General features: G+C 71.6%; 20 protein-coding genes and 1 tRNA gene. 11 read left to right on the top strand and 10 right to left on the bottom strand.

Features of this window, described 5'->3' with window-relative positions:
* Positions 1 to 2: 2 nt before the first annotated feature.
* The 3 genes from ACQP1P_RS32330 (at position 3) to ACQP1P_RS32320 (ending at position 1,997) form a co-directional block, all read left to right on the top strand.
* Positions 3 to 530 carry a hypothetical protein gene (locus ACQP1P_RS32330; protein WP_433076605.1) on the top strand — a complete coding sequence of 176 codons (528 nt, stop codon included), beginning with the start codon at positions 3 to 5 and terminating at the stop codon, positions 528 to 530.
* Positions 530 to 1,087 (top strand): reverse transcriptase domain-containing protein, encoded by a 558-nt coding sequence (locus tag ACQP1P_RS32325; protein WP_433076603.1) that lies wholly within the window; start codon positions 530 to 532, stop codon positions 1,085 to 1,087. Before ACQP1P_RS32330 ends, ACQP1P_RS32325 begins: the two co-directional genes overlap by 1 nt.
* Positions 1,088 to 1,286: 199 nt before the next feature.
* Positions 1,287 to 1,997: a hypothetical protein gene (locus ACQP1P_RS32320; protein WP_433076601.1), complete on the top strand. Its 711-nt coding sequence runs from the start codon at positions 1,287 to 1,289 to the stop codon at positions 1,995 to 1,997.
* Positions 1,998 to 2,050: 53 nt separating this feature from the next.
* Here ACQP1P_RS32320 and ACQP1P_RS32315 read toward each other — a convergent pair whose 3' ends face one another.
* From ACQP1P_RS32315 to ACQP1P_RS32305, 3 genes are all read right to left on the bottom strand, one after another.
* Positions 2,051 to 2,530, bottom strand: coding sequence for a tyrosine-type recombinase/integrase (locus ACQP1P_RS32315; RefSeq protein WP_433076599.1), 480 nt, complete (start codon positions 2,528 to 2,530; stop codon positions 2,051 to 2,053).
* Between the two features lie 319 nt (positions 2,531 to 2,849).
* Positions 2,850 to 2,937, bottom strand: a tRNA-Leu gene (locus ACQP1P_RS32310).
* A gap of 185 nt (positions 2,938 to 3,122) precedes the next feature.
* Complete coding sequence (locus tag ACQP1P_RS32305; RefSeq protein WP_433076597.1) at positions 3,123 to 3,707, bottom strand: hemerythrin domain-containing protein; 585 nt, start codon at positions 3,705 to 3,707, stop codon at positions 3,123 to 3,125.
* 98 nt (positions 3,708 to 3,805) lie between these two features.
* Here ACQP1P_RS32305 and ACQP1P_RS32300 point away from each other — a divergent pair, with 98 nt between their 5' ends.
* From ACQP1P_RS32300 to ACQP1P_RS32290, 3 genes are all read left to right on the top strand, one after another.
* Positions 3,806 to 4,651, top strand: coding sequence for an SGNH/GDSL hydrolase family protein (locus ACQP1P_RS32300; protein WP_433076595.1), 846 nt, complete (start codon positions 3,806 to 3,808; stop codon positions 4,649 to 4,651).
* Positions 4,652 to 4,737: 86 nt separating this feature from the next.
* Positions 4,738 to 6,051, top strand: a complete 1,314-nt coding sequence (locus tag ACQP1P_RS32295) for a M20/M25/M40 family metallo-hydrolase (protein ID WP_433076593.1) — start codon at positions 4,738 to 4,740, stop codon at positions 6,049 to 6,051.
* Positions 6,052 to 6,079: 28 nt separating this feature from the next.
* The gene (locus tag ACQP1P_RS32290; protein WP_433076591.1) at positions 6,080 to 6,772 is read left to right on the top strand and encodes a hypothetical protein; all 693 of its coding nucleotides are present in this window, start codon (positions 6,080 to 6,082) and stop codon (positions 6,770 to 6,772) included.
* A 620-nt stretch (positions 6,773 to 7,392) separates the two neighbouring features.
* Here the strand turns inward: ACQP1P_RS32290 and ACQP1P_RS32285 are convergent.
* Positions 7,393 to 7,782 carry a hypothetical protein gene (locus ACQP1P_RS32285; RefSeq protein ID WP_433076589.1) on the bottom strand — a complete coding sequence of 130 codons (390 nt, stop codon included), beginning with the start codon at positions 7,780 to 7,782 and terminating at the stop codon, positions 7,393 to 7,395.
* A 725-nt stretch (positions 7,783 to 8,507) separates the two neighbouring features.
* Between ACQP1P_RS32285 and ACQP1P_RS32280 the strand changes: the two genes are divergently transcribed.
* Together ACQP1P_RS32280 and ACQP1P_RS32275 are read left to right on the top strand one after the other, a co-directional pair.
* Complete coding sequence (locus ACQP1P_RS32280) at positions 8,508 to 13,568, top strand: hypothetical protein (RefSeq protein ID WP_433076588.1); 5,061 nt, start codon at positions 8,508 to 8,510, stop codon at positions 13,566 to 13,568.
* Between the two features lies 1 nt (position 13,569).
* Entirely contained in the window at positions 13,570 to 14,754 is a 1,185-nt protein-coding gene (locus tag ACQP1P_RS32275; protein ID WP_433076586.1) for a hypothetical protein, read from the top strand.
* A gap of 24 nt (positions 14,755 to 14,778) precedes the next feature.
* Here ACQP1P_RS32275 and ACQP1P_RS32270 read toward each other — a convergent pair whose 3' ends face one another.
* The 6 genes from ACQP1P_RS32270 to ACQP1P_RS32245 are packed head-to-tail and all read right to left on the bottom strand — an operon-like array spanning position 14,779 to position 20,219.
* The gene (locus ACQP1P_RS32270; RefSeq protein ID WP_433076584.1) at positions 14,779 to 15,648 is read right to left on the bottom strand and encodes an amidohydrolase family protein; all 870 of its coding nucleotides are present in this window, start codon (positions 15,646 to 15,648) and stop codon (positions 14,779 to 14,781) included.
* A complete protein-coding gene (locus ACQP1P_RS32265; protein ID WP_433076582.1) occupies positions 15,645 to 16,949 on the bottom strand; it encodes a phenylacetate--CoA ligase family protein in 1,305 nt (434 codons plus the stop codon). Before ACQP1P_RS32265 ends, ACQP1P_RS32270 begins: the two co-directional genes overlap by 4 nt.
* Entirely contained in the window at positions 16,939 to 17,715 is a 777-nt protein-coding gene (locus ACQP1P_RS32260; protein WP_433076580.1) for an alpha/beta fold hydrolase, read from the bottom strand. Before ACQP1P_RS32260 ends, ACQP1P_RS32265 begins: the two co-directional genes overlap by 11 nt.
* A gap of 23 nt (positions 17,716 to 17,738) precedes the next feature.
* Positions 17,739 to 18,527, bottom strand: coding sequence for an IclR family transcriptional regulator (locus ACQP1P_RS32255; protein ID WP_433090194.1), 789 nt, complete (start codon positions 18,525 to 18,527; stop codon positions 17,739 to 17,741).
* Positions 18,527 to 19,384, bottom strand: coding sequence for an ABC transporter permease (locus ACQP1P_RS32250; RefSeq protein ID WP_433076578.1), 858 nt, complete (start codon positions 19,382 to 19,384; stop codon positions 18,527 to 18,529). Before ACQP1P_RS32250 ends, ACQP1P_RS32255 begins: the two co-directional genes overlap by 1 nt.
* A gap of 13 nt (positions 19,385 to 19,397) precedes the next feature.
* Positions 19,398 to 20,219, bottom strand: coding sequence for an ABC transporter ATP-binding protein (locus ACQP1P_RS32245; protein ID WP_433076576.1), 822 nt, complete (start codon positions 20,217 to 20,219; stop codon positions 19,398 to 19,400).
* A gap of 234 nt (positions 20,220 to 20,453) precedes the next feature.
* Between ACQP1P_RS32245 and ACQP1P_RS32240 the strand changes: the two genes are divergently transcribed.
* The 3 genes from ACQP1P_RS32240 to ACQP1P_RS32230 are packed head-to-tail and all read left to right on the top strand — an operon-like array spanning position 20,454 to position 22,599.
* Positions 20,454 to 21,266, top strand: coding sequence for an acetoacetate decarboxylase family protein (locus ACQP1P_RS32240; RefSeq protein ID WP_433076574.1), 813 nt, complete (start codon positions 20,454 to 20,456; stop codon positions 21,264 to 21,266).
* Positions 21,263 to 21,460 (top strand): hypothetical protein, encoded by a 198-nt coding sequence (locus tag ACQP1P_RS32235; protein ID WP_433076572.1) that lies wholly within the window; start codon positions 21,263 to 21,265, stop codon positions 21,458 to 21,460. Before ACQP1P_RS32240 ends, ACQP1P_RS32235 begins: the two co-directional genes overlap by 4 nt.
* Complete coding sequence (locus ACQP1P_RS32230; protein ID WP_433076570.1) at positions 21,457 to 22,599, top strand: class I SAM-dependent methyltransferase; 1,143 nt, start codon at positions 21,457 to 21,459, stop codon at positions 22,597 to 22,599. Before ACQP1P_RS32235 ends, ACQP1P_RS32230 begins: the two co-directional genes overlap by 4 nt.
* Positions 22,600 to 22,612 lie beyond the last annotated feature (13 nt).

Genomic DNA, 22,612 nt, shown 5'->3' with positions numbered 1-22,612 from the left:
CTATGACTACCGTCGAACGACTTGTTCATGCTTTGGCCCATGCGCTGAAGCTGCTCCTGGAGATGGACAGGTCGCAAATCGATCCGGACTCGCGAATTCAGGCGATTGAAGGAGTCGAGTACGAAATCGGCCAAATGGACGCGGATGAACTGCGCCACTTTATTGACGTGGTGGATCGCGTTGCGTCGCCGGGGTCGGACGTGGGTGAGTATCTCCGGGACGTGGCGGAAGCGCTAGCTGGGATTTCTGAGGGGTCAGGCCACCCTGGGGAGATGAGCGATTTCAACGATAAGGTTCTGGCGGTGTTACTCGCGCCGTGCCGAGTACTGGTCGACCTGGAGCCGCCGTTAATCGACGTCGCGGCTCAGGCTGCGGCGTTGGCGAGACTAGCCGCTGAAATGGGCCGGTTCGATTCAGCGCAACGGAGCGAGGTTCTTGCGGCATTCGCCCGCCGTGAAGAAGCGGAGCCCTTTGACTCGCAGTTTCTGGCTCGAATGCTGGCGCAGATTGGCTGGCAGTCCATCCCGTGATGCGGGCTGCTGTCACAGTTGAGTTGGCCCTGTTGCGGGCTGAGGATCGGGTACTGGAGATCCAGACCAAGCTGCACCGTTGGGCTCGTGATGATCCTCAACGAACGTTCGACGACCTGTTCAACCTTGTCACCGATCCTGCGTTCCTGTTGGTGGCGTGGGATCGGGTGCGGGGTAACAAGGGTGCCAAGACTGCTGGGGTGGACGGGCGAACCGCTGTGTCCATCGTGCTGCGGATCGGTGTCGAGGAGTTCCTCGGCGGGCTGCGGTCCTCGTTGAAGGACCGCAGTTTCCGGCCGCTGCCGGTGCGGGAACGGATGATCCCGAAGCCGGGCGGGAAACTACGCCGGTTGGGGATCGCGACGATCACCGACCGGGTGGTGCAGGCATCGGCGAAGCTGGTGTTGGAGCCGATCTTCGAGGCGGATTTCCTCCCATGCTCCTATGGGTTCCGTCCGGGGCGCCGGGCTCATGACGCGGTGGCCGAGATTCGTCATCTGGCCACGAATCCGCGCCGTTATGAGTGGATCGTGGAAGGTGACATCAAGGCCAGATGAGGGCGCCCAGCGCTGCCAGACGCAGTTGGCCGACTCAGTCGCTTGCGGTGCCTACTCTCCGGCGACGTGCATTGCTTAGGCTCCGGAGATGGATGATGCGGTGGGGCAGGGATTCGGGTGTTGACCGGTGCGGTGGAGGTTTACGCCAACCATGCTGTGCTGATCGTGGGGTCGACCGGCTGGCCTGAACTTGATTGGGATGACAGTCCTGCCAGCGCCGACTGCCGACGGGCGGCATGTGGCGATCCAGACGCGAGGGCAGGTCGGGCACACTCGGGTGTCCGGCGTCGACACCTTCTGGTCGGGCACGATGCCGTTGCTCGGCGAGATCGTCTTCGACGGCGCCCTCGACCTGGACGATGCGAGGATCTGCGTGGGCGACATAGAAGGACTCCGTCGGTGGACGCAGCGTGTTGGGCGGACCGGTGCACAGCGAGTGATCGTGCAGGTTGACGACCCCGGATATGCCTCGCGTATTCACGTGGGGCTCGACATCAGCTCTGCTGCCCGGGTGTTGCCGCTGCCGTCGACGGGAGGACCGGCTCTCTTCTCCGTGCTGACCTCGGAACATGACGGCATGGCCTTGCCGAACGAACGAGGTCTCGCCCTCGACGGTCACGACTCGCCACACAGCCGGCTGGCGGCCGCGATCAGCCTGCTGTCCAGCCCCGATCAGGCCAAGCCGTGGCAGGACGAGTACGAGGCGACCCTCATAGCGGAGTGGCTGAGATGGCTCAGCATCAACCTCAGCTACGCCGAAGCCGAGGGCCTGGGAGAGCAGCTTCGACGCCTGGTGCACGCCGCACGTAGTGCCGAATCGGGCCGCAGCGGTGGCATCGCGCACGAGGATGCCGCGGACATCTCCCGAACAATTCTCGACGCCGTCACGCGAGGAGCGCCTGAACGATGAGCGAACGCGGCTTTGCGCCGGTGTCCGCACATCGGCATGGTCGCGCTCCATGGTCAGGTTCCGGAGGCCATGTAGGCGGTGAGGATGTAGTTGGGGTGGCGGTCGAGGTTGTTCCGGGCCCGGTCGTAGCGCATCGTCGTGCGCGGGTCGGCGTGGCGGGCGGCGATCTGCACGTCGCGGAGGCTGACCCCGGCATCCAGCATGGTCGTGACAAACGTATGGCGCAGCATGTGGGGATGCATCCGAGGCATCCGCACGCCGGCCGCGACGGCCAGGTGCCGGAGCCGCCGGGAGGCGGCGTGACGGTCCATGCGCCCGCCGAGGGTGTTGCGCAAGACCGGACCGTCGGCGCGGTCGCCGACGGCGCGCTCGATCGCCCGAGCCACTGCCGGCGGCAAGGGGATGAGTACGACCTTGCCGCCTTTGCCGCGCACGCGCAGGACGCGGTGGCCGTGTTCTTCGCCGAGGTCGGTGATGTTCGAGCCGCAGGCTTCGAAGATCCGCAGTCCGAGCAGGCCCAGCAGGGCGACCAAGGCGCAATCGTTCGGGTTGGCCGACAGCTGGGCGGTGGTGATGAGGGCTTCGAACTGCAGATGCCCGAGCCCGAGCGTCGGGGACCGTCCGGCGGGTCCGCCGATCGGTGAAGGTCGGCAGCGGCAGCGGACCACGGACGGGCCGTCTCGTCGATGCCTGACCGCTCGCAGCGACCGCGAGTGGGCTGGGTACGACCGCGGGCACGGTGCTGGTCATGGGCGGCACCGCCGTCCAGCTGAATCCAGCACAGATGCTTTGGTGGGGTGTTCGAATGCGCTCGAACACTGGTGCGTCAGATGACGCAGGGATGCTATGGGTTGGTGTCGAAGGGGGGACTTGAACCCCCACGCCCGATAAAGGGCACTAGCACCTCAAGCTAGCGCGTCTGCCATTCCGCCACTTCGACCGGCTGGCCAATTGTACTCGGTGCCTTCCGGCTCCGCTTCAACGGCCACGCGAGACTTTACACGGTCACCCCGGATCTTGACGAATCGGGGGGCCGACGCGCGGAGGCGACCGGAGGGGGGAGCCGGTCGCCTCGCGTCCACGTCGGGTTTACCCCGTATGTAGTGATCGATAAACGTCTGGTTCTCAGAGGTCTTCTTCCCAGGTCGTACGGCGGGTCAGGACGTCCATCACCTTGTCCATCACGCCCAGGGCCGGGTCCACGAGCTTGTTCAGCGGCGGGGTGGACGGGGTGCCGGGGTGGGGGCGGGTCGGGGCGGCTGAGCGCGCGATCTCCACACGGTTGCCCAGGCGTACGAGCTCCTCCGACGTGCACCGCGAGCGCAGGGCCGGCAGGAGTTCGGCCGCGGTGTGGGTGTGCGAGCGCACGTGGTCGGTGACGGCTCGCAGGGCGGCCTTGTCCGCGGACGTGTGCAGGCGGCGCAGGGCCACGAGCAACTCCGCGTCGGCGGCGAGTTCGCGGGAGGCGATGTCGGGGCCTTCGGGCAGTACCGCGGAAACCGCCGGAATCAGGTATTGCTCCTCGGCCGACAGGTGCCGGGCCAGGGTGGCCACGAGGACGTCGGACGCGGCCGGCTCGGTCTCGGCGCGGGCGCACAGGCGGTCGAGCTGTTCGTGCTCCTCGTCCAGCAGGTCGATCATGCTGCGACCCGTGGCGTCGTGCTCGTCGTCGGGCGCGCCCGGGAGGGGCGGCAATGGGAGTCCGCTCACGGTTGCCGATGTACCCGGGCGTCAACTTCTTGAAACCGCAGGTTACCCGTCGGTACCATTCCATTCCCGCTTGTCAATGTGAAATGGAAGGGGCCGCCATGTCGTCGACCTGGCGGGGGTCCGCCGCCCTCGCCGCTCTCACCGCCGCCGTGATCCTCGCCGCGCAGCTGGGCACCGCCGCCCCGGCGAACGCGGCTCCCGGGCCGCCACCCGGCTCCATCGCCTCGATGGGCGACTCGATCAGCCGCGGCTTCAACGCCTGCGGGTGGTACGTCGACTGCCCGAGCCGATCGTTCAGTACCGGCAGCGACGCCGCCGTGAACAGCCAGTACCTGCGTATCAGGGCCGTGCATCCGGCGATCGGCGGCCACAGCTTCAACGACGCCAAGTCCGGGGCCAAGGTCGCCGACATGCCCGGGCAGGCCGCCACGGTGGTGAGCCAGGGTGCGGCGTACGTCACCATCCTCATCGGCGCCAACGACGCCTGCACGAGCTCGGAGGCGTCGATGACCAGCGTCGCCGCGTTCCGCTCGTCGCTGGACTCCGCGCTGGGCACGCTCAAGGCCGGGCTGCCGGACGCGAAGATCCAGCTCATCAGCATCCCGGACATCAAGCGTCTCTGGCAGGTCGGCAGCGCCAGCTCGTCCGCGCGCGGCGTGTGGTCGCTCTTCGGCGTGTGTCAGTCCATGCTCGCCAACCCCTCATCCACGGCCGCGGCCGACGCCGCACGGCGGGACCGGGTGCGCCAGCGCGTCGCCGACTTCAACGGGCAACTCGCCTCAGCTTGTACCGCCTACGGGGCCAACTGCAAATACGACGGCGGGGCCGTCTTCGACTACCAGTTCACCCTCTCCCAGGTCTCTACCTGGGATTACTTCCATCCGAACGCGTCAGGTCAGGCGGTGCTCGCCTCGCTCACCTACGCGGCCGGCTTCGGCTGGTAGGACCTCAGGGTGGTCCGGCCGCGACTCTGGGTAGTCGTCGCCGGACCACGCGGAAAACTGTCGGCCCCGCCTGGTATGACTTCCTCATGGACGCCACCGACCCCGCCGCCGACGAAGTCATCGAAATCTGCCGGGACCTGCTGCGCATCGACACCACGAACACCGGCGACCTCGACACGAGCACCGGGGAACGGGTCGCGGCCGAGTATGTGGCGGAGAAGCTCGCCGAGGTTGGCTTCCAGCCGGAGATCTACGAGAGCGAGCCGGGCCGGGCGAGCGTCGTGGCGCGCTTCGAGGGTGAGGACCCGACGCGGGACGCGCTGCTGATCCACGGTCACCTCGACGTCGTGCCGGCCGATGCCTCCGAGTGGTCGGTCGACCCGTTCGGCGGCGAGATCAAGGACGGCTACCTGTGGGGCCGGGGCGCGATCGACATGAAGGACTTCGACGCCATGGTGCTGGCGCTGGTCCGGCGGATGCGGCGCGAGGGCCGCAAGCCCCCGCGGGACGTGGTCCTCGCGTTCGTCGCCGACGAGGAGGCGGGCAGCACCTACGGCGCGCAGTACCTGGTGGACCGCCACCCCGGGCTCTTCGAGGGCGTCAGCGAGGCGATCGGCGAGGTCGGCGGGTTCTCGGTGAGCGTCGGCGGGGACCAGCGGCTCTACCTCATCGAGACCGCGCAGAAGGGCATCGACTGGCTGCGCCTGCACGCCAAGGGCCGGCCCGGCCACGGCTCGATGATCAACGACGACAACGCGGTCACGGCGCTGGCCGAGGCCGTCGCGCGGGTCGGCACGCACCGTTTCCCGGTCGTGCTCACCCCGACCGTGCGGGCGTTCCTGGAGCAGGTCTCGCAGATCCTCGGCATCGAGCTCGACCTCGACGACCCCGAGGCGGCGGTCGGCAAGATCGGCCCGATCGCGATGATCATCGGCGCGACGCTGCGCAACACCGCGAACCCGACCCGCCTCGCCGCGGGCTACAAGGACAACGTCATCCCCGGCCGGGCCTCGGCCACCATCGACTGCCGGACGCTGCCGGGCCAGTCGGAGCTGTTCGAGGAGGAACTGCGGCGCCTCGTCGGGCCGGACATCGAGCTGGAATACATCCACCGCCAGGCGGCGCTCGAGACCACGTTCGACGGGGCGCTGGTCGAGGCGATGTCCGCCGCGCTGCGGGCCGAGGACCCGGGCGCGATCGCGGTGCCCTACATGCTCAGCGGCGGGACCGACGCCAAGCAGTTCGCCAAGCTGGGCATTCGCTGTTTCGGCTTCTCGCCGCTGCGCCTGCCCGACGACCTGAACTTCGGCGCGTTGTTCCATGGCATTGACGAGCGCGTACCCGTCGAGGGACTACAGTTCGGCGTGCGAGTGCTCGACCGGTTCCTGCAGCAGTCCTAACTCAATCTTTTCTCAGGGGGATCTCATCATGACCGACCGGCACGCGGAGCTTGACGCCGCGCTCGAGCGCGTGATCGCGGCGGCCCGCGAGCACCTTGCCGCGGTCAAGGCCGCGGGCGGCCGGGCCGACGACGACGAGGTGTGGCGCGCCTACGTGGAGCTCAACAACGCCTCCAACAGCTACGACGAGCTGCTGCTCGACGAGTTCGGCGAGGTCACTCCGTGGGACGTCGAGGCGATCGACCCGGAGGAGGCCGACCGGCAGTTCGGCGTCGGGATCGTCGACGGGGCCGAGGCCGAGGACCCGCACCCGCGGGTGATCTCGGTGCGCCAGCGCCGCGACTACCGCATCCCGAGCGTCGGCGCCCTGCTCGCGGTGGCCGAGGCGGCCCGGCGCGCCAACCCGGGCGACGGCGACAGCGCCGCGGTCGAGACCGTCGGCGAGGCCGTCCTCGAGCTCATGCAGGCCGGTGACGGGTCGCTGGGGGCCCTGGACATTCCCGAGTTGGAGTCGCTCGACGGGGTGGTCATCGTGGCCGAGGTGGAGACGCCGCTCGACCCGGAGACCTACGAGGACAACGACGGCGCGGGGCCGTTCGCGCTGGCCGCGGGGGACCGGGTGGTCGACCGGCTGGACGAGCACGCCTTCGCCGAGCTGGACGACGACCTGACCGAGGACGACGACGCGGACGAGCCGTCGCGGAAGGGCACGGCCGAGTAGACGCCGGCACGACGCCGCCGGCGCCCCCGCGGCCTGCTTTCGCCGCGGGGCCGCCGCGCCGGCCGGCCTCGGGCCGTCGTCGCGCCGGCCGGGCTCGGCTGTCGTCGCGCCGCGTGATCGGGGGCACTGTCCGGGACGGTGCCGGGTGTGCTCGTGTCGTCGATGCTTCGGCGGGTTGAAGAGCTGGCGCCCGCTGCGGGTCACGGTCAATTGCCAGGGATTGGCTCGGGTTCGTCGGGGTGCGGACCGTCGCTCCCGCCAGACACCGCTCGGCGCTGCGCGCCGACGCTGCCAGGTCCGCGGTTGGTCACCCCGATTGTATCTGTGAGCCCGCCGGAGCCCGTTCGGCTCGCGGCCGCCCGGGCGGCGGTGGGCCAGCTCGGCGGATGGTCACGCCCGAGCCGCCGGTCAGCTGTCGGCGCCGGTGGGGTGCGCGGGGGCCGGGGCGGGTCTGCGGATGCGCTGGAGAGCAGGGTGCGGCGTGTGCCGGGGCGGGTGTGCGGATGCGCTGGGAGATCCGGGGTGCGACGTGGGCCGGGGCGGGTGTGCGGATGCGCTGGAGAGCCGGGGTGCGGCGTGGGGCGGGCCAAGGTCGGCGGGTGGTCACGCTGGGCCGTGTGTCAGCGATAGTCGGGGTGCGGCGCGGGCGGGAGCCAGGACGGCCGCCGGGCCGGCTCGTGGCCACCCGGGCGGCTCACCGCGTCGGTCAGCGGCAGGCCCGCCCAGAGGAAGAAGCCGTAGGGCACCAGGGCCAGGAGCGCCAGCGCGAGCGCGGCCGTCGCGGCGGTCGTCAGCGCCCGGCTGGGGGAGAGGCGGGACAGCAGCAGGGCGCCGCCGGTGACGAGCGTCGTCTGCGCGACCCAGAGCACGGGCATCGCAATGAGGAGCAGGGATACGTTGTTCGCCCCCACGTCGCAGGCGGCGAAGGCCCGGCTCGCCACCGCCGTCTCGGCATAGCCGGCGGCGGCCGCGGCCAGGGCGGCGGCCGAGAAGAGCGTGCGGGCTCCCACCGCGGAACGGCCCGCGATGTGCCTCGGGCAAGCATCCACAGTGGACAGATGTCGGGCCGTGCCGGGCGACCACAGTGGACTGTCGTCCTGCGCACGTGCCGGCCGTGCGGGGCGCGGGGCCGTGGAAGCGCCCGGGACTGCGACGTCCGGCCGGTCGACGCGGCTGGCGCGGCAGCGCGGCCGGTCCGGCCGATGGCGAAGGTGACGGCGTCGGCCACGTGGGCCCCGAGGCCGCCGGCCGCGATCTCCACGGGCACGGCCGCGGGGAATGTGGCGGCGGCGAGCTCCGCGGCCTGACCGACACCCACGGCTCCCGGCAGCACGGGGCCGTCACGGTATGGGGCGCGACGGTGGGCGGCGCGGCCGTCGTGCTCGCCCGCAGTGGTGCCGGGCGGACCGCCGGAGCCGGGACGGCGAGCAGGCCGGCCGCCGCGCAGGGCCAGGAAGTACAGGACGTCACCGGCGGCAGAGGCGGTGCGGGCGGCGAGCCGGCGCAGCGCGACGGGGTCGCGACGGGCCCCGGCGGTGCTCAGCGAGGGACCGTGGGCCGTGCACGCCAACGGCGCCACCGGGCGGGACGACCCCCGGGGCTGACGCGGACCCGGAGTGCATGGGACGTCCGGCGCGGTACCGCGGCCGTTCGGCGGTGCGACGCCGTCGGCAGGGCGCCTGACCCGAGGCTTCCGCCGATGCCTCTCCGCGCGGCTCGCCCATAGCGTTGGCGGATGGAACCGGTTGACCTCGACGAGCCCTCGGTCCGACACCTGAACTCGTTGCGTGCCCTGCGCCGGCGCATCGACGAGCTCGACGGCCGGCAGTCGGCGGTCGTGCTCGCGCTCGCCACCGCCGGGCGGCGGGTCGGCGCGGGTGAGCCGGCGGCCGGCGTGCTCGACGAGCCCACGTGGTGGTTCGACGCGGTCGGGTCCGTGCTCGACGAGGTGGCGCGGCTGACGGCAACCGGGTGCGGCAGCCTGAGCTCGGCTCGCGTGGCGGTGGAGGGCGCGGAGCACGATCTGCTGGCGGCCGAGGCCCGCCGGCGCGCCGAGGCGGTCCTGGCCGAGCGCCGCCGGGCGATCATCGAGGAGGCCCGGCGTCAGCTCAGCCAGCTCGGCGACGACCCGGACGAGCTGATCGACCTCGCCGGCCTGACCACCGCACAGGCCGGGCCCACCCCGCCTGCACCGGCGATGCCCGCGCCTGCACCGGCGATGCCCGCGCCTGCACCGGCGATGCCCCCGCCGGTGACGCCGCCGAGCCCACGGCTTCCGGCCGACACCGCGGCACCGGCCCCGGAGCCGCCGGCGGAGCCGCAGCCCGCATCGGCCACGCCGGCCCCGGTGGACGCCGGCAACGACACCGCCGGGAGCGAGGCGGTCGGGCCCAGCGCCGTCGAGCCGGTGCCCGGGGAGGGCGAGGACGACCAGCACTCGCACGACTCCGGCGTCTGGCCGGCCGTGATCGCGGATCTGCTCAACCAGGGCCGGGAGGATCTGGCCTGGCTGACCGCGGAGGCCGATCACCAGTCCCGGGTCCGCCAGCGGGTGCTCGCCTTCTTCGCCGCGGCGATGCGCTGCGATGCGGGCGGCCTCGAGGGAACGCTGCCCGATCTGCTGCCCGAGGAGCTCCCGGAGGGCATGGACGAGGCCGGCGTCCTGCTCGCCGCGTGCCTGCGGTTCAGCCTCGACGCCGGCTACTCCCCGGTGGGCCTGCCGCGGCTGGTGGAGCGCGCCGACATCCAGCACCCGCCCCTGCGGGCCGTCGTCGCGGTCGCGGTCGAGGCGGTCAACCATGGCGGGCGGCGGACGTCCTCCGGCGAGGGCGGCTACGACGACCTGCTCAAACGCTGGGCTGCCCTGGCACCGCAGGCGCAGACCACCAAGGACCTGCTCAGCCGGGCCAGCGTCGTGTTCCCGCGCGCCAGCAACGTGCTGCACTACCTGGTGCGCGACAACGAGCGGCTCGGACGGGCGCTGGTCGACCTCACGCAGCTCGCCGCCGCGGGGCCGTCGGCGGTGACGGGCGACGACCCGCGCCTGGACAACATCAAGGACGTCGCCTACCTGCTGGGCAACGCCGCGACCGTGAACGCGCTCATCACGGCGGCCGACCAGGCGTTGAGCTCGCCGCAGCAGCTGAAGAAGCCGATCCAGGCGAAGGCCCGGACCCGCCTGCTGCAGTTCATCGACGAGGTTCGCGGGCTGCTGGTCGAGGCCCTCGCGGTCGCCGCGAAGCTGCGGCAGGCCCGCCGCCCGGAGGAACTGTTCGACATGGACGCGCTGCGCCGGGCGGGCGAGACGTACGTGCCACCGCCGGCGCTGCACACCGTCGGGGAGACCGCGCTGCACCGCCTGGCGCTGTGGATCGGCCAGGAGCCCGGCACCGCGGGCACGAGCACCCTGCGGGAGGTCCGGCGCGAGGCGCTGCGGCTGGTGTACGAGATCGAGCGCGACGCGGACGGCGACCCGGCCGAGGCGCTGCAGCCGCATCACCTCGGCGGGGCCCTGCACGGGCGGACGATCGAGGAGGCGGTCGGCGGATTCCTCGACCGGGGCAACGTCCGCGCCGCGCGTGACCTGCTCGGAGGCGAGGAGTCCGACGCCGTCGAGCGGCGGGCCGAGGCCCTCGGCCGGGAGCACGTCACCGCGGTCAAGGCCGCCGACATCGCGATCGCGAAACTGCGCTCGCTCGGCCTGGACCTCGACGCGCGGTTCCTCGACAGCGAGCTCGACGATTGGCGCACCGCCCCGGCCGACCGCTACGACCTGGCCCGGGCCCCGCTCGCGGAGATCACGGAGCAGGCCGCCGGCGCGCTGGGCCGGTACCGGGCGGAGCTCGAGTCCCGGCTGGCCGTGCTGCCCGCGCCGCAGGAGGAGCTGGACCGGGTCCGGCGGGTGCTGGACCGCAACGACGAGGTGACGGCCGAGGAGTTCATCACCAACCTCAAGAGCGGGGTGCCCTTGCCGGAGGAGGTGTCCGTCGGGCGGCGCAGCGACTTCGACGAGTTCTTTCCCGCCGTCGTGGAGCACGCCGCCGAGGCGGCCGCGAAGGCCGCACCGCACGAGCACCCCGAGGACGCCGCCCTGCAGAGCGTCATCGATCGCTTCGGGGGACGCGGGCCGAGCGTCGGCAGCCTCCGCGAAGGGCTCAGCGCGTGGAAGCAGCTGTACCAGCTGTACTACGTCCGCAAGCGGGAGCGCGGCGAGAAGGGGGAGATGCGGTTCCGCAACGCCCTCGCCGACGTGCTGCGGATGCTCGGGCTCAACCCGATCAGCCACAACAACTCGTTCCAGGACGTGACCGACGCCCCGCGGACCCGCATCGCGGCGTACGAGGTCCGGGCCCGGCCGCTGGACGGCTCATACGTGCCGCAGCTCGGCACCCAGGCCAACGGCCGCTACACCGTCACCCTGGTCTTCGAGCGGTCCACCACCCCGGGCCGGCTGCTGGACCTGGTGCCCGAGCGGAGCCGAACGTCGGCGAACCTGATCCTGTACTTCGGCATCATGTCCGTCGAGCAGCGTCTGCGGCTGCGCCAGCACAGCATCCCGACCTCGGGCAAGGGCTCACCGACGCTGGTCATCGACGAGGCGGTCATCGGCTGGCTCGCGACCCGGCAGGAGGCCGGATTCCGGGCCACGCAGGAGGTGACCCTGCCGTTCACGTCGATCAACCCGTACACGCCGTTCGCGGGTGGTGACGTGCCCGGCGAGGTGTTCGTCGGCCGCGAGCGGGAACGGGAGGCCGTGGAACGCGCGTCCGGGTCGATGTTCGTCTACGGCGGCCGGCAGCTGGGCAAGTCGGCCCTGCTGCGCCGGATCGAGAAGCTGTACACCGAGCCGGCGGTCGCGGGCCGCACCGGCCGCCGGGTCGCCCTCTACCTGGACCTGAAGTCCGAGTCGATCGGCGAGGGCCGCAAGCCCGAAGAACTGTGGAGCCTGCTGATCCGCCCGCTCAGCCAGCTCGGCGTCCTGCCGGGCAACCAGCACAACCTGCGATCCGACCGGGTGTCGCAGGGGATCGCCGAGTGGCTGGACCGAGACGAGGCCAACAGCCTGTTGCTGCTGCTCGACGAGGCTGACATGTTCCTGGCGGCCGATGCCGTGGCCGACGAGAACGGCACGGGGCAGTTCCGCACGTTCCAGCGCCTCAAGAACCTCATGGAGCGCTACGGCCGCCGCTTCAAGCCGGTGTTCGCGGGCCTGCACCAGGTGCAGCGGTTCTACGACCTGTCCAACACCCCGGTCGCGCACGGCGGCGCCGACATCCTCATCGGCCCGCTCCGCCCGCTGGAGGTCCGGGAGCTCGTGGAGCGGCCGATGCGGGCCATCGGCTACGACTTCGAGTCCGATGACCTGGTCTGGCGGATCGCGGCGCTGACCAACTACCAGGCGAGCCTGGTGCAGATCTTCTGCGAGGCGCTGATCGACGACCTGCAGCGGCGTGCGGTGCGCCGGCCGGGCCGGGTGGTCATCACCAGCGACGACGTGGACGGGGTGTACGCCAACCGGGCCGTACGCGAACTGATCGCGCAACGGTTCCGCTGGACGATCAACCTCGACACCCGGTACCGCGTGATCGCGCTCGTCGTGACCGTGCTGAGCCTGGAGGACGGGCAGCCGGGCAGCACGTTCTCCGTCGACGACCTGCGAACCTACTGCGCCGCGTCCTGGCCCACGGGGTTCGCCGAGGACGAGATGAGCAGCCGGGACTTCGTGCGCTACCTCGACGAGATGGTCGGCCTCGGGGTCCTGCACCGCAACGGCGAGTTCTACGGCATCCGCTCGCCCAACGTGGTGGCGCTGCTCGGCACGCAGAAGACGCTGGACCAGGAGCTCCGGGAGGCCTCGACGCACTTCGAGCTGCCGTACGAGTACAACCCCAACATGAGCCGGATGGTGATCGGCAAGGAGTGGGAGCGATCGCCGCTGACCGACGCCGACCTCGCCGACCTGATCGGGGAGAACGCGGACAAGGCGCACACCCTGTCCCGCGTGCGCCGCGCCGGACGCCAGTACAAGGTCGCCGTGGTGTCCGGAACGGCGGCGCTCGGCATCGGCCGGGTCGCCGCCGCGCTGGATCGGATGGCGAGCCAGCAGCAGCTGCACCTCGTCCGCACCCCGCTGGCCGACCTGCACCGCCAGCTCGGCGGCGGCAAGGAGCACCGCATCCTGCTCGTCGAGGCCGACCACCGGCCCGACACCGACCTGGCCGCGCTGATCGCCGAGACGGCCGAGCTGATCCGGGACCGGGTCACCGTCCGGGTGATCATGGTGGTGCGGCTGCAGACCGCCGAGCCGCTGGCCGAGCCCACCGGCGACGCCTTCCTGCACGTCCGGCTCGGCCGCTGGTCCGTGGACGCCCTGCGCGCCTGGCACGACTTCCCCTTCGAGACGGTCGCGCTGCGCCGCACCGTGCACGAGCTGACGTCGGGCTGGCCGATGCTGCTGGAACGCGCCGCCGAGCAGGTCAACAGCGGCGGCTCGACCGATGACGTCCTCAACGGGCTGCGGCACCCGTTCGCCACCCGGGAGCAGGCCCGGATGTTCCTCGACGACGTCGGTATCGACGAGCACCTCCGCCCGCTCGCCCGCGCGTGGGCCGAGAACAGCAGCGAGGCCGGCGACCGGCCGCGCATGGTGGCGTTCAGCCGGGCCGACCTCGATCCGATCCTCGGTGACGCCGGCGCCTTCCTGGACCGGATGAAGCTCCTCGACGCCGCCCAGTCGACCGAGTCGGGCTGGATCCTCGACTCCGTGGTCGCCGAAGCCCTGACCCTGGCGGCCTGAGATGGACGGATCGGTGTGGCGGCTGCCGGGCCCGGATCGGCTGGTCACGCAGGTGACCGAGGAGGTTCAGCGGGGGCGGCACGTCGCCGTCGTCCTGCCGTCCCAGCGCGCCGCGGAGCCGTCGTTCGTCGAGGGACTGCTGAGCGCGATCGTGCGCAATCTGCACGTGGCCGGGGAGGAGCCGCGGCGCCCGCCCCCGTTCGAGCCCGGCCTGACGCCGCTGCGCTGGCTCGCGCGATGCCTGGTGTTCGGCGACGACCTGCCCGTGGTCGTCGGAGACCTGCTTGACCACGAGGACGCCACGGCCCGCACCGCGGTGCTGGACTGCACCGGCCCGGACGCCCCCGCCGCGGCCGGCGTCGCCGACCTGCTGACGCGCCTGACGCTCGCGTCCCGGCCGCGGCCCGCGGCCCGGCGGCCCCGCGTGGTGGTCGTCGGGACCCGCGACATCCTGCCGTCGCTGGGCGTCGAGACCGCCGACGTCACGTTCGAGGCGGTGTGGTGGTGGGGCCGGCTGACGCGCTGGGACGTCGCCGGCCGGCTCGCCCCGATCGCCGACGGACGCGGCGGGGGCATCCTGCGCGACGTTCGGCTGGAGACCATCGTCGAGGTCGCCCGCTGGGATCTCGATCTGGCCCAGTACCTGGTGCGGGCGTGGGACGGCGACCCGCAGACCCTGGTCGCGACGATCAAGGACGGCGAGTTCGCCGCGCCGCCGGCGCCGCCGGTCTGTGCCGTGCCCCTGCCCGCGGGCGGATTCCCGCACGGCGACGCCGCTCGGCTGTGGGACGACGGCCACCTTGAGCTGTGGCAGAACGAGCCGTGCCCGAGCCCGCACGCGCAGGCCGCGGTCCCGTCCGTGCTCGAGCACGGCGTGTGGGCGGCCCAGTCGCGGGTGCTGCTGCCGTGGATCGAGGCGAAACGGCAGGTGCTGGTGCGCGCGCTGGTCGAGCGTTTCGGTGCGGCGCGGGTCGACGCCGCCGCCGGCCGGACACCCGGCGACCCGGCCCCGATCGAGGTCGGTCAGCTGTTCTTCGTGGTGCGGGACCTGCCGACCGCCGACGAGCCGGTCTGGCGCGAGGCGAGCCGCCGGCTGAAGGCCGCCCGCAACCGGCTGGCCCATCTGCAGATCCTCAGCCTCGACGACCAGGCCGCGCTCGTCGCCGCCTGCGCCCGGCCGGCCTGACGGCCGGGGCCGGGGCCGGACGGCTCACGCGCCCGCGAGCTTGAGGTCGTACACCTTCAGCGCGTTCTGCCGCATGAGCTTCGCCTCCGACTCGGGGCGCAGGTTCCACGCGGCGATCTCCTGGCGGGCCCGCGCGTGCGGGATGACCGGGAAGTCGGTGCCGAACATGACCTTGTCCGCGCCCCACCCGTTGAGGTAGCTCACGAGCTTCGGGTCGAGGTACTTGGGCGCGTAGGCGTCGATGCCGATGTACACGTTGGGGTGCTTGTAGGACACCGCGATCATCTCCTCCGTCCACGGCCACCCGACGTGGATGCCGATGATCTTCAGCTCGGGGAAGTGGCAGGCGAGGGTGTCGAGCAGGATCGGCCGGCCGACCGACGGCAGCGGGTGGTCGTGGCTGTACCGCAGGCAGTGCCCGACCTGCATCTGCACCGGCACGCCGAGCTCGGCGCACTTGGCGTAGAAGGGGTAGTAGCGCGCGTGGTCCGGGGCGAGCTCGAACCAGTGCGGGTAGATGTGGGCGCCGACCATGCCGTACTCCCGCACCATCCGCTCGAGCTCGCGCACGCCCTTCATGCCCTCGAAGGGGTCGATGCCGACGAGGCCGCTGAAGCGGTCCGGATGCGCCTGCACCAGCTCGACGACCCGCATGGGGTCCAGCCGCCAGGATTCCGACAGCCCCTCGCGGCCCATCTTCGGCGCGATCAGCAGCGCGTGCTCGACGTTCGCGGCGTCGAGGGCCGCGAGGTGCTGCTCGACCGTCAGGCCCGCGAGGGTGTCCTCGGAGGCGTTGACCTTGCCGCCGAGGAACTGCTTGTTCCACGCGGGCCGGGACGCGACCACCTCGGGCGTGAACAGGTTGCAGACGATGTCGATCGCGGGCGTGCTCATGTGCGGGACTCCAATGCGGGGCGTTCGTCGACGAACCGGCGCGGCTTCATGCGCTCGTCGGCGGGGAAGAGGGCATCGGCGGTCGTGAACTCGACGGCGGGCGTGACGCGGGTCGCGAGCTTGACGGCCGCCGCGACACGGTCGGGCGGGCTGGAGCCGCAGACCTGCACGACGAGCTCGTCGCCGGAGAGCGGGTCGGCCGGGTCGAGCAGGCGTACGACGGCGCGATGGTCGGCCACGCCCGGTACCGCGGCAATGGCGGCCTCGAGCACGGTCGTGTCCACGAGCTGGCCCTTGATCTTCAGCGAGCGGCCCGAGCGCCCGTGGTGCGCGACCACCCGCCCGCCGAGCCGGCCGCAGTGCGGGCAGGCGTCGTGGGCGACCTCGACGCGGTCGCCGAGCAGGTAGCGCACGAGCACCGTGCCGTGCCGGTCGAGGTGGGTCATCGTCAGGGCGCCCGCGGTGCCGGGCGGCACCGGCAGGCCGTCGTCGTCGACGGCGTCGATGTGCAGCAGCTCGGGCACCGGGTTGTGGAAGCCGGCGCCGGCGACGCACTCGACGAGGCCGTACTGCAGCTCCGACGCCCCGAGGCTGTTGGAGATCACGACGTCCGGGGCCCCGGCGGCGGCCAGCAGCTGCGCGAGCTGGGCGGCCATCGCCGGCGTGACGGCCTCGCCGCTGATGGCGAGCATGCGCACGTCCGGCAGGGTGCCGCCGCGGCGGGTGACCTCGTCGACGACCCGGCGCACGTAGCTCGGCACGCCCCACAGCACCGTCGGCCGGGTGGCGACGAGGAGGTCCGCGACCTCGGGCAGGCGCCGGGTCACGCCGAACCAGGGGCTGGTGCCGCTCATCCCGCACACGACCGTCGCGCCGAGCACCGCGGCGGCGTGGTTCGCCCGGGTCCAGGCGCCGTGCGGCTGCGGGGTGAGCGGGTAGAGGTTGGCGATGCGGTCCTCGCCGTGCATGCCGCGGATCTCGGCCATGCGCACCTGGGCGGCCAGGATGGCGTGGAAGTCGTACGCCGACTGGTAGATCGGCGCCGGGGCGGAGGTCGAGCCGGAGGTGTACGCGATGTCCCACAGCTGCCGCTCGGGCGAGCCGTCCGGCTCGAGGCGGAACCGCTCCGGCTCGGCGGTGAACATCGCCTTGGTGGTCAGCGGCAGCAGCGGAAGATCGTCGATACCGCGCACGGCCGCCAGGTCGACGCCGGCCCAGTGCTCGCGGTAGAACGGGTGCGCGGCCGCGAGCCGGGCGACGGTGGAGCGCAGCGCGGCATCCTGCACCTGCCTACAGTCCATCGACGAACCGCTCGATCAGCTCGGCGCAGACCTCGGGCCGGCGGACCGGGATCTGCCCGATGCAGTCGGGAACCACCTCGTAGGGCAGGCCGAGTCGTTCGGCCGCGCGCCGGGTGCCTTCCTCCAGGAACTCGCCGTCGGCCGCGACGCACAGCACCGGGCAGGTGAGCCGGGACAGCGGGGTGAGCGGGTCGTACTCGAACGCGGAGTTGTAGGCCCAGTGGTAGCGCTCGAGCGAGCCGAGCATCGTCCAGACCGCCCGCTGCCGCGTCTGCAGGTCGCAGCCGCGCCACAGCCCCTGGTACCGCCGCCACGCCGACAGCAGATGGGTGGCCTCCTCGGTGACCGGCTCGTCCGGCGCCCAGTTCTGCCGCCGGTCGCGCTGCTGCTCGGGGGTGTAGGTCGCGATGCCCAGCAGCACGAGCCCGCGGACGAGCTCGGGGGCCTGGTGCGCGGCCTCGACGGCGATGCTGGCCCCGGTGTGCGAGCCGACGATCACCGCGGGCCCGTCCAGCGTGCGCAGCAGCTCGACGACCGGCTCGGCGTAGCCGGGGATGCCGAGGCGCTGCTGCGGGGCGTCGGACATGCCGTAGCCGAGCGTGTCCGGGGCCAGGGCGCGGGCCCAGGGGGCGAGCAGGGGCAGGACGTCGTCGTACACGAACGAGGAGAGCGGGCTCTCGTGCAGCAGGACGATGTTCGGACCGGCCTCGCCGGCTACGCGGGCGTGGATCTGCCCATGCGAGGTCTGAAAATAGGCACGGTGCATCGAAAAAGCCTTCCGGAAATGGGTCAGGCGGCGTGGCCGACGGCGCGCGAGACCTCCTGCGCGCCCGCCCGGACCAGCGCGCCGAGGCGCTGGATGTCGGTGGCCTCGAAGCGGCCGACCGGCCCGCAGACCGAGATGGAGCCGAGCACGCCGCCGGCCATGCCGAGCACCGCGGCGGCGACGCTCGCGGCGCCCGCGTCGCGCTCGCCCGCGCTGATGGCGTAGCCGCGCTCGCGGATCTGCACGATCTCCTGCAGCAGCTCGTGGCGCCCGGCGATGGTGGCCGACGTGAGCAGGTTGAGCGAGTGGGAGGCCAGGTAGTCCTCGATCGCGCCGTCGGGCATCGCCGCGAGGATGGCCTTGGAGGAGGCCCCGGCGTGCAGCGGGTAGGCCACGCCCATGGTCACCGACATGCGGATCTCCTGCGGGGAGAGCGCCTGGTCGACGTAGATGCGGCTGTCGCCCTGCTTGAGCGAGAGGGTCGCGGTCTCCTGCGTCTCGCGGACCAGGCGCTCCAGGATCGGGCGGGCGGTCTGCTGCACGTTGGTCTGGCGCAGCGCGGCCATGCCGATCGCGAGCGCTCCGGTCCCGAGCCGGTAGCACTTGGTGGCGTCGTCGAAGGCGAGGAACCCGTCGGCCGCGAGCCCCTTGAGCAGCCGGTGCGCGACCGCCTTGGGCTGGTCGATCTCGCGGGCGAGGGCCGAGACCCCGATGCCGCCGGCACCGGCCGCCGACACCGCGTAGATCACCTTGAGCACGCGCTCAAGACCCGACGTCGGCTCCCGCGTCGACTGGACCTCCGCTAGCGACATCACGTCCCCCGCTTGCTCTCATCGCCGGACCAGAATACGAATTTACGCTGGGCCAGCTTGACGACGCCATGGGCGATCATGCCCATGATCGACAGCACGATGAGGACCGCGAACATCGCCGGGATGTCGAAGCGGTAGTTGGCCTGCATCAACTGGTAGCCGAGGCCCTCCTGGGCGCCGATGTACTCGCCCACGATGGCGCCGAGAATCGAGAAGACGACACCGCTCTGCAGGCCGGCGAAGATGTACGGCAGGGCGCTCGGGAAGCGGGCCATCCGGAAGACCTGGAAGCGGCTCGCCCCGAAGGACGTCAGCATCTCGATCTTGTCGTTGTCCGCGGACTTGAGGCCCGCGATGACGTTGATGAGGATGGGGAAGAACGCGATGATCGTCGCCATCACGATCTTCGAGGCCAGCCCGAAGCCGAACCACACGACGAACATCGGGGCGAGGGCGACCTTCGGCACCGACTGGAACGCCACGATGTAGGGCAGCACGGTGCGCTCGAGCAGGGTGATCTGGGCGACGGCGGTGCCGATCAGGACCGCGACCACCACGGCGATCACGAAGCCGAGCCCGGCCTCCTGCACGGTGACCCACATGTTGTGCCAGAACGCGGCCTCGCCGAGCTGGTTGAAGAAGATCTCGACGATCTGGCTGGGCCGGGGGAGCACGAACTCGTCGACGCCGAGCCAGCCCGGCACGAACTCCCAGGCGGCCATCACGACGACGAACACGAGCGGTACCAGCGCGAACTCGGGCCGCTCGTGCAGATCGGGGATCAGACTGCGGCGGCGCGGCGGCGCGAGCGGCTGGCGCGGCCCCGCGCCGGGCGGGACGACGGTCTGCGTTGTCATGGTGTGTCCGTCCTCAGTCGATGACGCCGGCGCTGTTGAAGTACGCGCGGATCCGCTCGACGTAGACCCCGGCGTCGTCGGAGGCCATCATCCGCAGCTCGCGCGGGCGGGGCAGGTCGATGTCGATGATCTCGGCGATCCGGCCCGGCCGCGGGGTCATCACGATGACCCGGTCGGAGAGGAAGACCGCCTCGGGGATCGAGTGCGTGACGAGGATGGCCGTCTTGCGGCTCTCCTGCCAGATGCGCAGCAGCTCGAGGTTCATGTATTCGCGGGTCATCGCGTCGAGCGCGCCGAAGGGCTCGTCGAGCAGCAGCACGGCGGGGTCGTGCACGAGCGCGCGGCAGATGCCGGCCCGCTGCTGCATGCCGCCGGAGAGCTCGCCGGGGTACTTGTTCTCGAACCCGTCCAGGCCGACCAGCTCGAGCAGCGCGCGGGCGCGGGCCTCGTGCGACCTGCGGTCGAGCTTCTGGATCTCGACCGGCACCATGACGTTCTCCAGGATGGTGCGCCACGGCAGCAGGGTCGCCGCCTGGAACACCATGCCGACGCTCTTGTCCGGGCCGCTGACCCGGTTGCCGGCGATCCTGGTCTCGCCGTCGGTGTAGGGGATCAGGCCCGCGAGGATCTTCAGCAGGGTCGTCTTGCCGCAGCCCGAGGGCCCGACGATGGAGACGAACTCGCCGCGGCGGGCGGCGAACGAGACGTCCGAAAGGGCATGGGTCGGCGCGGACTTGCGCGGTCGGTAGACCTTCTCGAGGTGGGTGGCCTCGATCCAGCGCGAGTCGAGGTCGCCGTCGATGGCCGCGGGGGCCACGTTGGCTGCTGACGTCACGGGCTGTCCTTCGATTCGGGGGGATCGTTCATCTGGGCGGTACGACTTACCGCTTTGCGAAACGCTAAGCATCGGTCTCGGATCGCGTCAAGGGCCCGGGCGGGCTTTCTTGCCCGGCTTGTTTCCGCTGAGTAAAGGCGCTCGTAACCCCTTGACGACGCCATCGGGGCGTGTCTAGCGTCTGGCCTCACAGGAGAAACAGCGTTTCCCCCAGAGGAACATGAGGCGGTCTCGATGCAGCTGCGAGGGTTCACCAACCCGCTGTCCCCCACCGGATCCGCGAGCCTCGTCGAACCGCCCCCGCACCACATCGGCTCGGACGCCATCCGCGTGCTGTTCCGCGCCGGCGCCGACCTGGCCCGCCGCTACCTCCCCGAGCCGCTGGAGCCCGTCGAGGACGGCGTCGGCTTCGCGTTCGTGGCCGACATGGTCAAGGTCAGCGACAGCGAGCCCGACCAGGCGTTCACGGCGCCGCGCCGCACGCAGTACGGGGAGGGCATCGTCGGCTTCTACGCCACCCACCGCGGGGAGCCCGGCCGGTTCAGCGCCTTCATCTGGGTGACCGAGGACTGGTCCATGGGCTTCGGCACCGTGATGGGCTGGGGCAAGAAGATCGGCGAGGTCCGGCGGACCCACATCAACCCGTACAACCCGGCGATGGGCCCCGTCGGGCCGGGCACCAGGCTCTCCGGCTCGGTCAGCCGGCTCGGCGCGCCGGTGCTCGACGTCGGCATCGAGATCACCGAGGCGATCGAGGCGGCGGAGATGCCGGCGTACGGCAACCGCGGCTTCCTGCTGTCGCACCAGCCCTCGCCGTCGCCGACCATCCCGACCCGCACCAGCCTGCTCGGCCTGAAGCTGTCGGACGTGCGCACCGGCGACGTGTTCCGGGGCAGGCCGTACCTCACCATCCACGACGCGGTGAACGAGGACCTCGCGCCGCTGCGGGACGTGGAGCCGTTCGCGGCCTACGCGTTCAAGCAGGGCTGGACCACCGACACCGTCGCCGAGGTGCTGCACGACTACACGCCCGGGCAGGGCGCGTGAAGACCCGCCGCGGCGAGCGCCCCGTCTACCTCGGCGACGCCCACACCGACCGGCTGCTGGCCGCGATCGTCGTGCTCGGCCAGGAGATCGGCGTGCTGCAGCGCCGGGTCGCCGTCCTGGAGGGCAGGGACCCCGGCGAGGCCTCGGTCGCCCTCGGCCGCCTCGTCGAGGAACTCACCAAGGAGTCGCGATGAACAGGCTCGCCGACGGCCAGCTCGAGCACGCCGTCCTCGCCGCGCCCAGCGTGGGCGAGGCCTACCGCCAGCAGGAGATCTGGGACCTCAAGACGCGGCTCGCCTACGACGTCGCCGCCCGTATCCGTCAGCGGTACGAGACCGAGATCGCGCCCGCCTACGCCAGGGAGCACGGCGCGGCCCCCACCAGCCGGCACGTCATCGGCGAGCTGATGGCCCAGGACCCGGCGACCCAGATGTGGAGCGCCCTGCGCCGCAGCGGCCAGGAGGAGATGTGGGCGCTCGTCGCCGACAGCACCGCCCGGCAGCTGAGCCGCCTGACCGGCGTCGCCGGCTCCCTGCTGGGCAGCACGGGGTCGCTGACCCTGGACGCGTCGGTGCGGATTCCGGCGTACCTGCAGACCGTCGACATCCACTGCATGCCCACCGGCTACTACCGGGAGACCGGGCCCGACGACCTCACCGCCGGCGCGCTCTACGACCGCGGCGTCTACATCTACGCCGCCGGCCAGCTCGGCGCGGCCAACGACGACAAGGGCCGCTCGGTCATCGAGCACTACCTCGACGTGCACCACCCCGGCCTCGCGCCGGCCGCGATCCTCGACATGGGCTGCTCCGTCGGGCACAGCACGCTGCCCTACGCCGAGCGCTACCCCGATGCCGAGGTGCACGCGATCGACGTCGCCGCCCCGATGCTGCGCTACGCCCACGCCCGGGCGGCCTCGTTCGGCCTGCCCGTGCACTACTCCCAGCGCGACGCGGAGGCGACCGGTTTCGCCGCGGGCAGCTTCGACCTCGTCGTGTCGCACATCCTGCTCCACGAGACCAGCACCAAGGCCGTGCAGAACATCCTGGCCGAGAGCTTCCGGCTGCTCAAACCGGGCGGCCTGATGATCCACGCGGAGTACCCGCCGTTCACCACGATGGACCCCTTCGCCCAGTTCCTCGTCGAGTGGGACACCACCAACAACAACGAGCCGTTCTGGAGCACCGTCCGCACGCTCGACCTCGAGGCCATGGCCGTCCGGGCCGGCTTCGAGCCCGATCGGGTCAGCCGCGAACTCATCCCCACCGGCCGCCGCCTGGTGACCGGGCAGTCGTCCGCGGGCCGCATCGGGCTGATCGTCGCGCGCCGCTAATCCTCCGCCCATC

Source organism: Dactylosporangium sp. CA-052675 (assembly GCF_050947935.1).
GTDB lineage: Bacteria > Actinomycetota > Actinomycetes > Mycobacteriales > Micromonosporaceae > Dactylosporangium.
Note: the sequence above shows the minus strand (reverse complement) of the source record. Positions and strands in the feature narration are given on the sequence as shown.

Coding starts and splice junctions, on each gene's coding strand:
- ACQP1P_RS32230 (WP_433076570.1), top strand. CDS start 21,457: ATGAACAGGCTCGCCGACGGCCAGCTCGAGCACGCCGTCCTCGCCGCG.
- ACQP1P_RS32255 (WP_433090194.1), bottom strand. CDS start 18,527: ATGTCGCTAGCGGAGGTCCAGTCGACGCGGGAGCCGACGTCGGGTCTT.
- ACQP1P_RS32240 (WP_433076574.1), top strand. CDS start 20,454: ATGCAGCTGCGAGGGTTCACCAACCCGCTGTCCCCCACCGGATCCGCG.
- ACQP1P_RS32260 (WP_433076580.1), bottom strand. CDS start 17,715: ATGCACCGTGCCTATTTTCAGACCTCGCATGGGCAGATCCACGCCCGC.
- ACQP1P_RS32325 (WP_433076603.1), top strand. CDS start 530: ATGCGGGCTGCTGTCACAGTTGAGTTGGCCCTGTTGCGGGCTGAGGAT.
- ACQP1P_RS32295 (WP_433076593.1), top strand. CDS start 4,738: ATGGACGCCACCGACCCCGCCGCCGACGAAGTCATCGAAATCTGCCGG.
- ACQP1P_RS32280 (WP_433076588.1), top strand. CDS start 8,508: ATGGAACCGGTTGACCTCGACGAGCCCTCGGTCCGACACCTGAACTCG.
- ACQP1P_RS32250 (WP_433076578.1), bottom strand. CDS start 19,384: ATGACAACGCAGACCGTCGTCCCGCCCGGCGCGGGGCCGCGCCAGCCG.
- ACQP1P_RS32265 (WP_433076582.1), bottom strand. CDS start 16,949: ATGGACTGTAGGCAGGTGCAGGATGCCGCGCTGCGCTCCACCGTCGCC.
- ACQP1P_RS32300 (WP_433076595.1), top strand. CDS start 3,806: ATGTCGTCGACCTGGCGGGGGTCCGCCGCCCTCGCCGCTCTCACCGCC.
- ACQP1P_RS32270 (WP_433076584.1), bottom strand. CDS start 15,648: ATGAGCACGCCCGCGATCGACATCGTCTGCAACCTGTTCACGCCCGAG.
- ACQP1P_RS32290 (WP_433076591.1), top strand. CDS start 6,080: ATGACCGACCGGCACGCGGAGCTTGACGCCGCGCTCGAGCGCGTGATC.
- ACQP1P_RS32275 (WP_433076586.1), top strand. CDS start 13,570: ATGGACGGATCGGTGTGGCGGCTGCCGGGCCCGGATCGGCTGGTCACG.
- ACQP1P_RS32330 (WP_433076605.1), top strand. CDS start 3: ATGACTACCGTCGAACGACTTGTTCATGCTTTGGCCCATGCGCTGAAG.
- ACQP1P_RS32320 (WP_433076601.1), top strand. CDS start 1,287: ATGACAGTCCTGCCAGCGCCGACTGCCGACGGGCGGCATGTGGCGATC.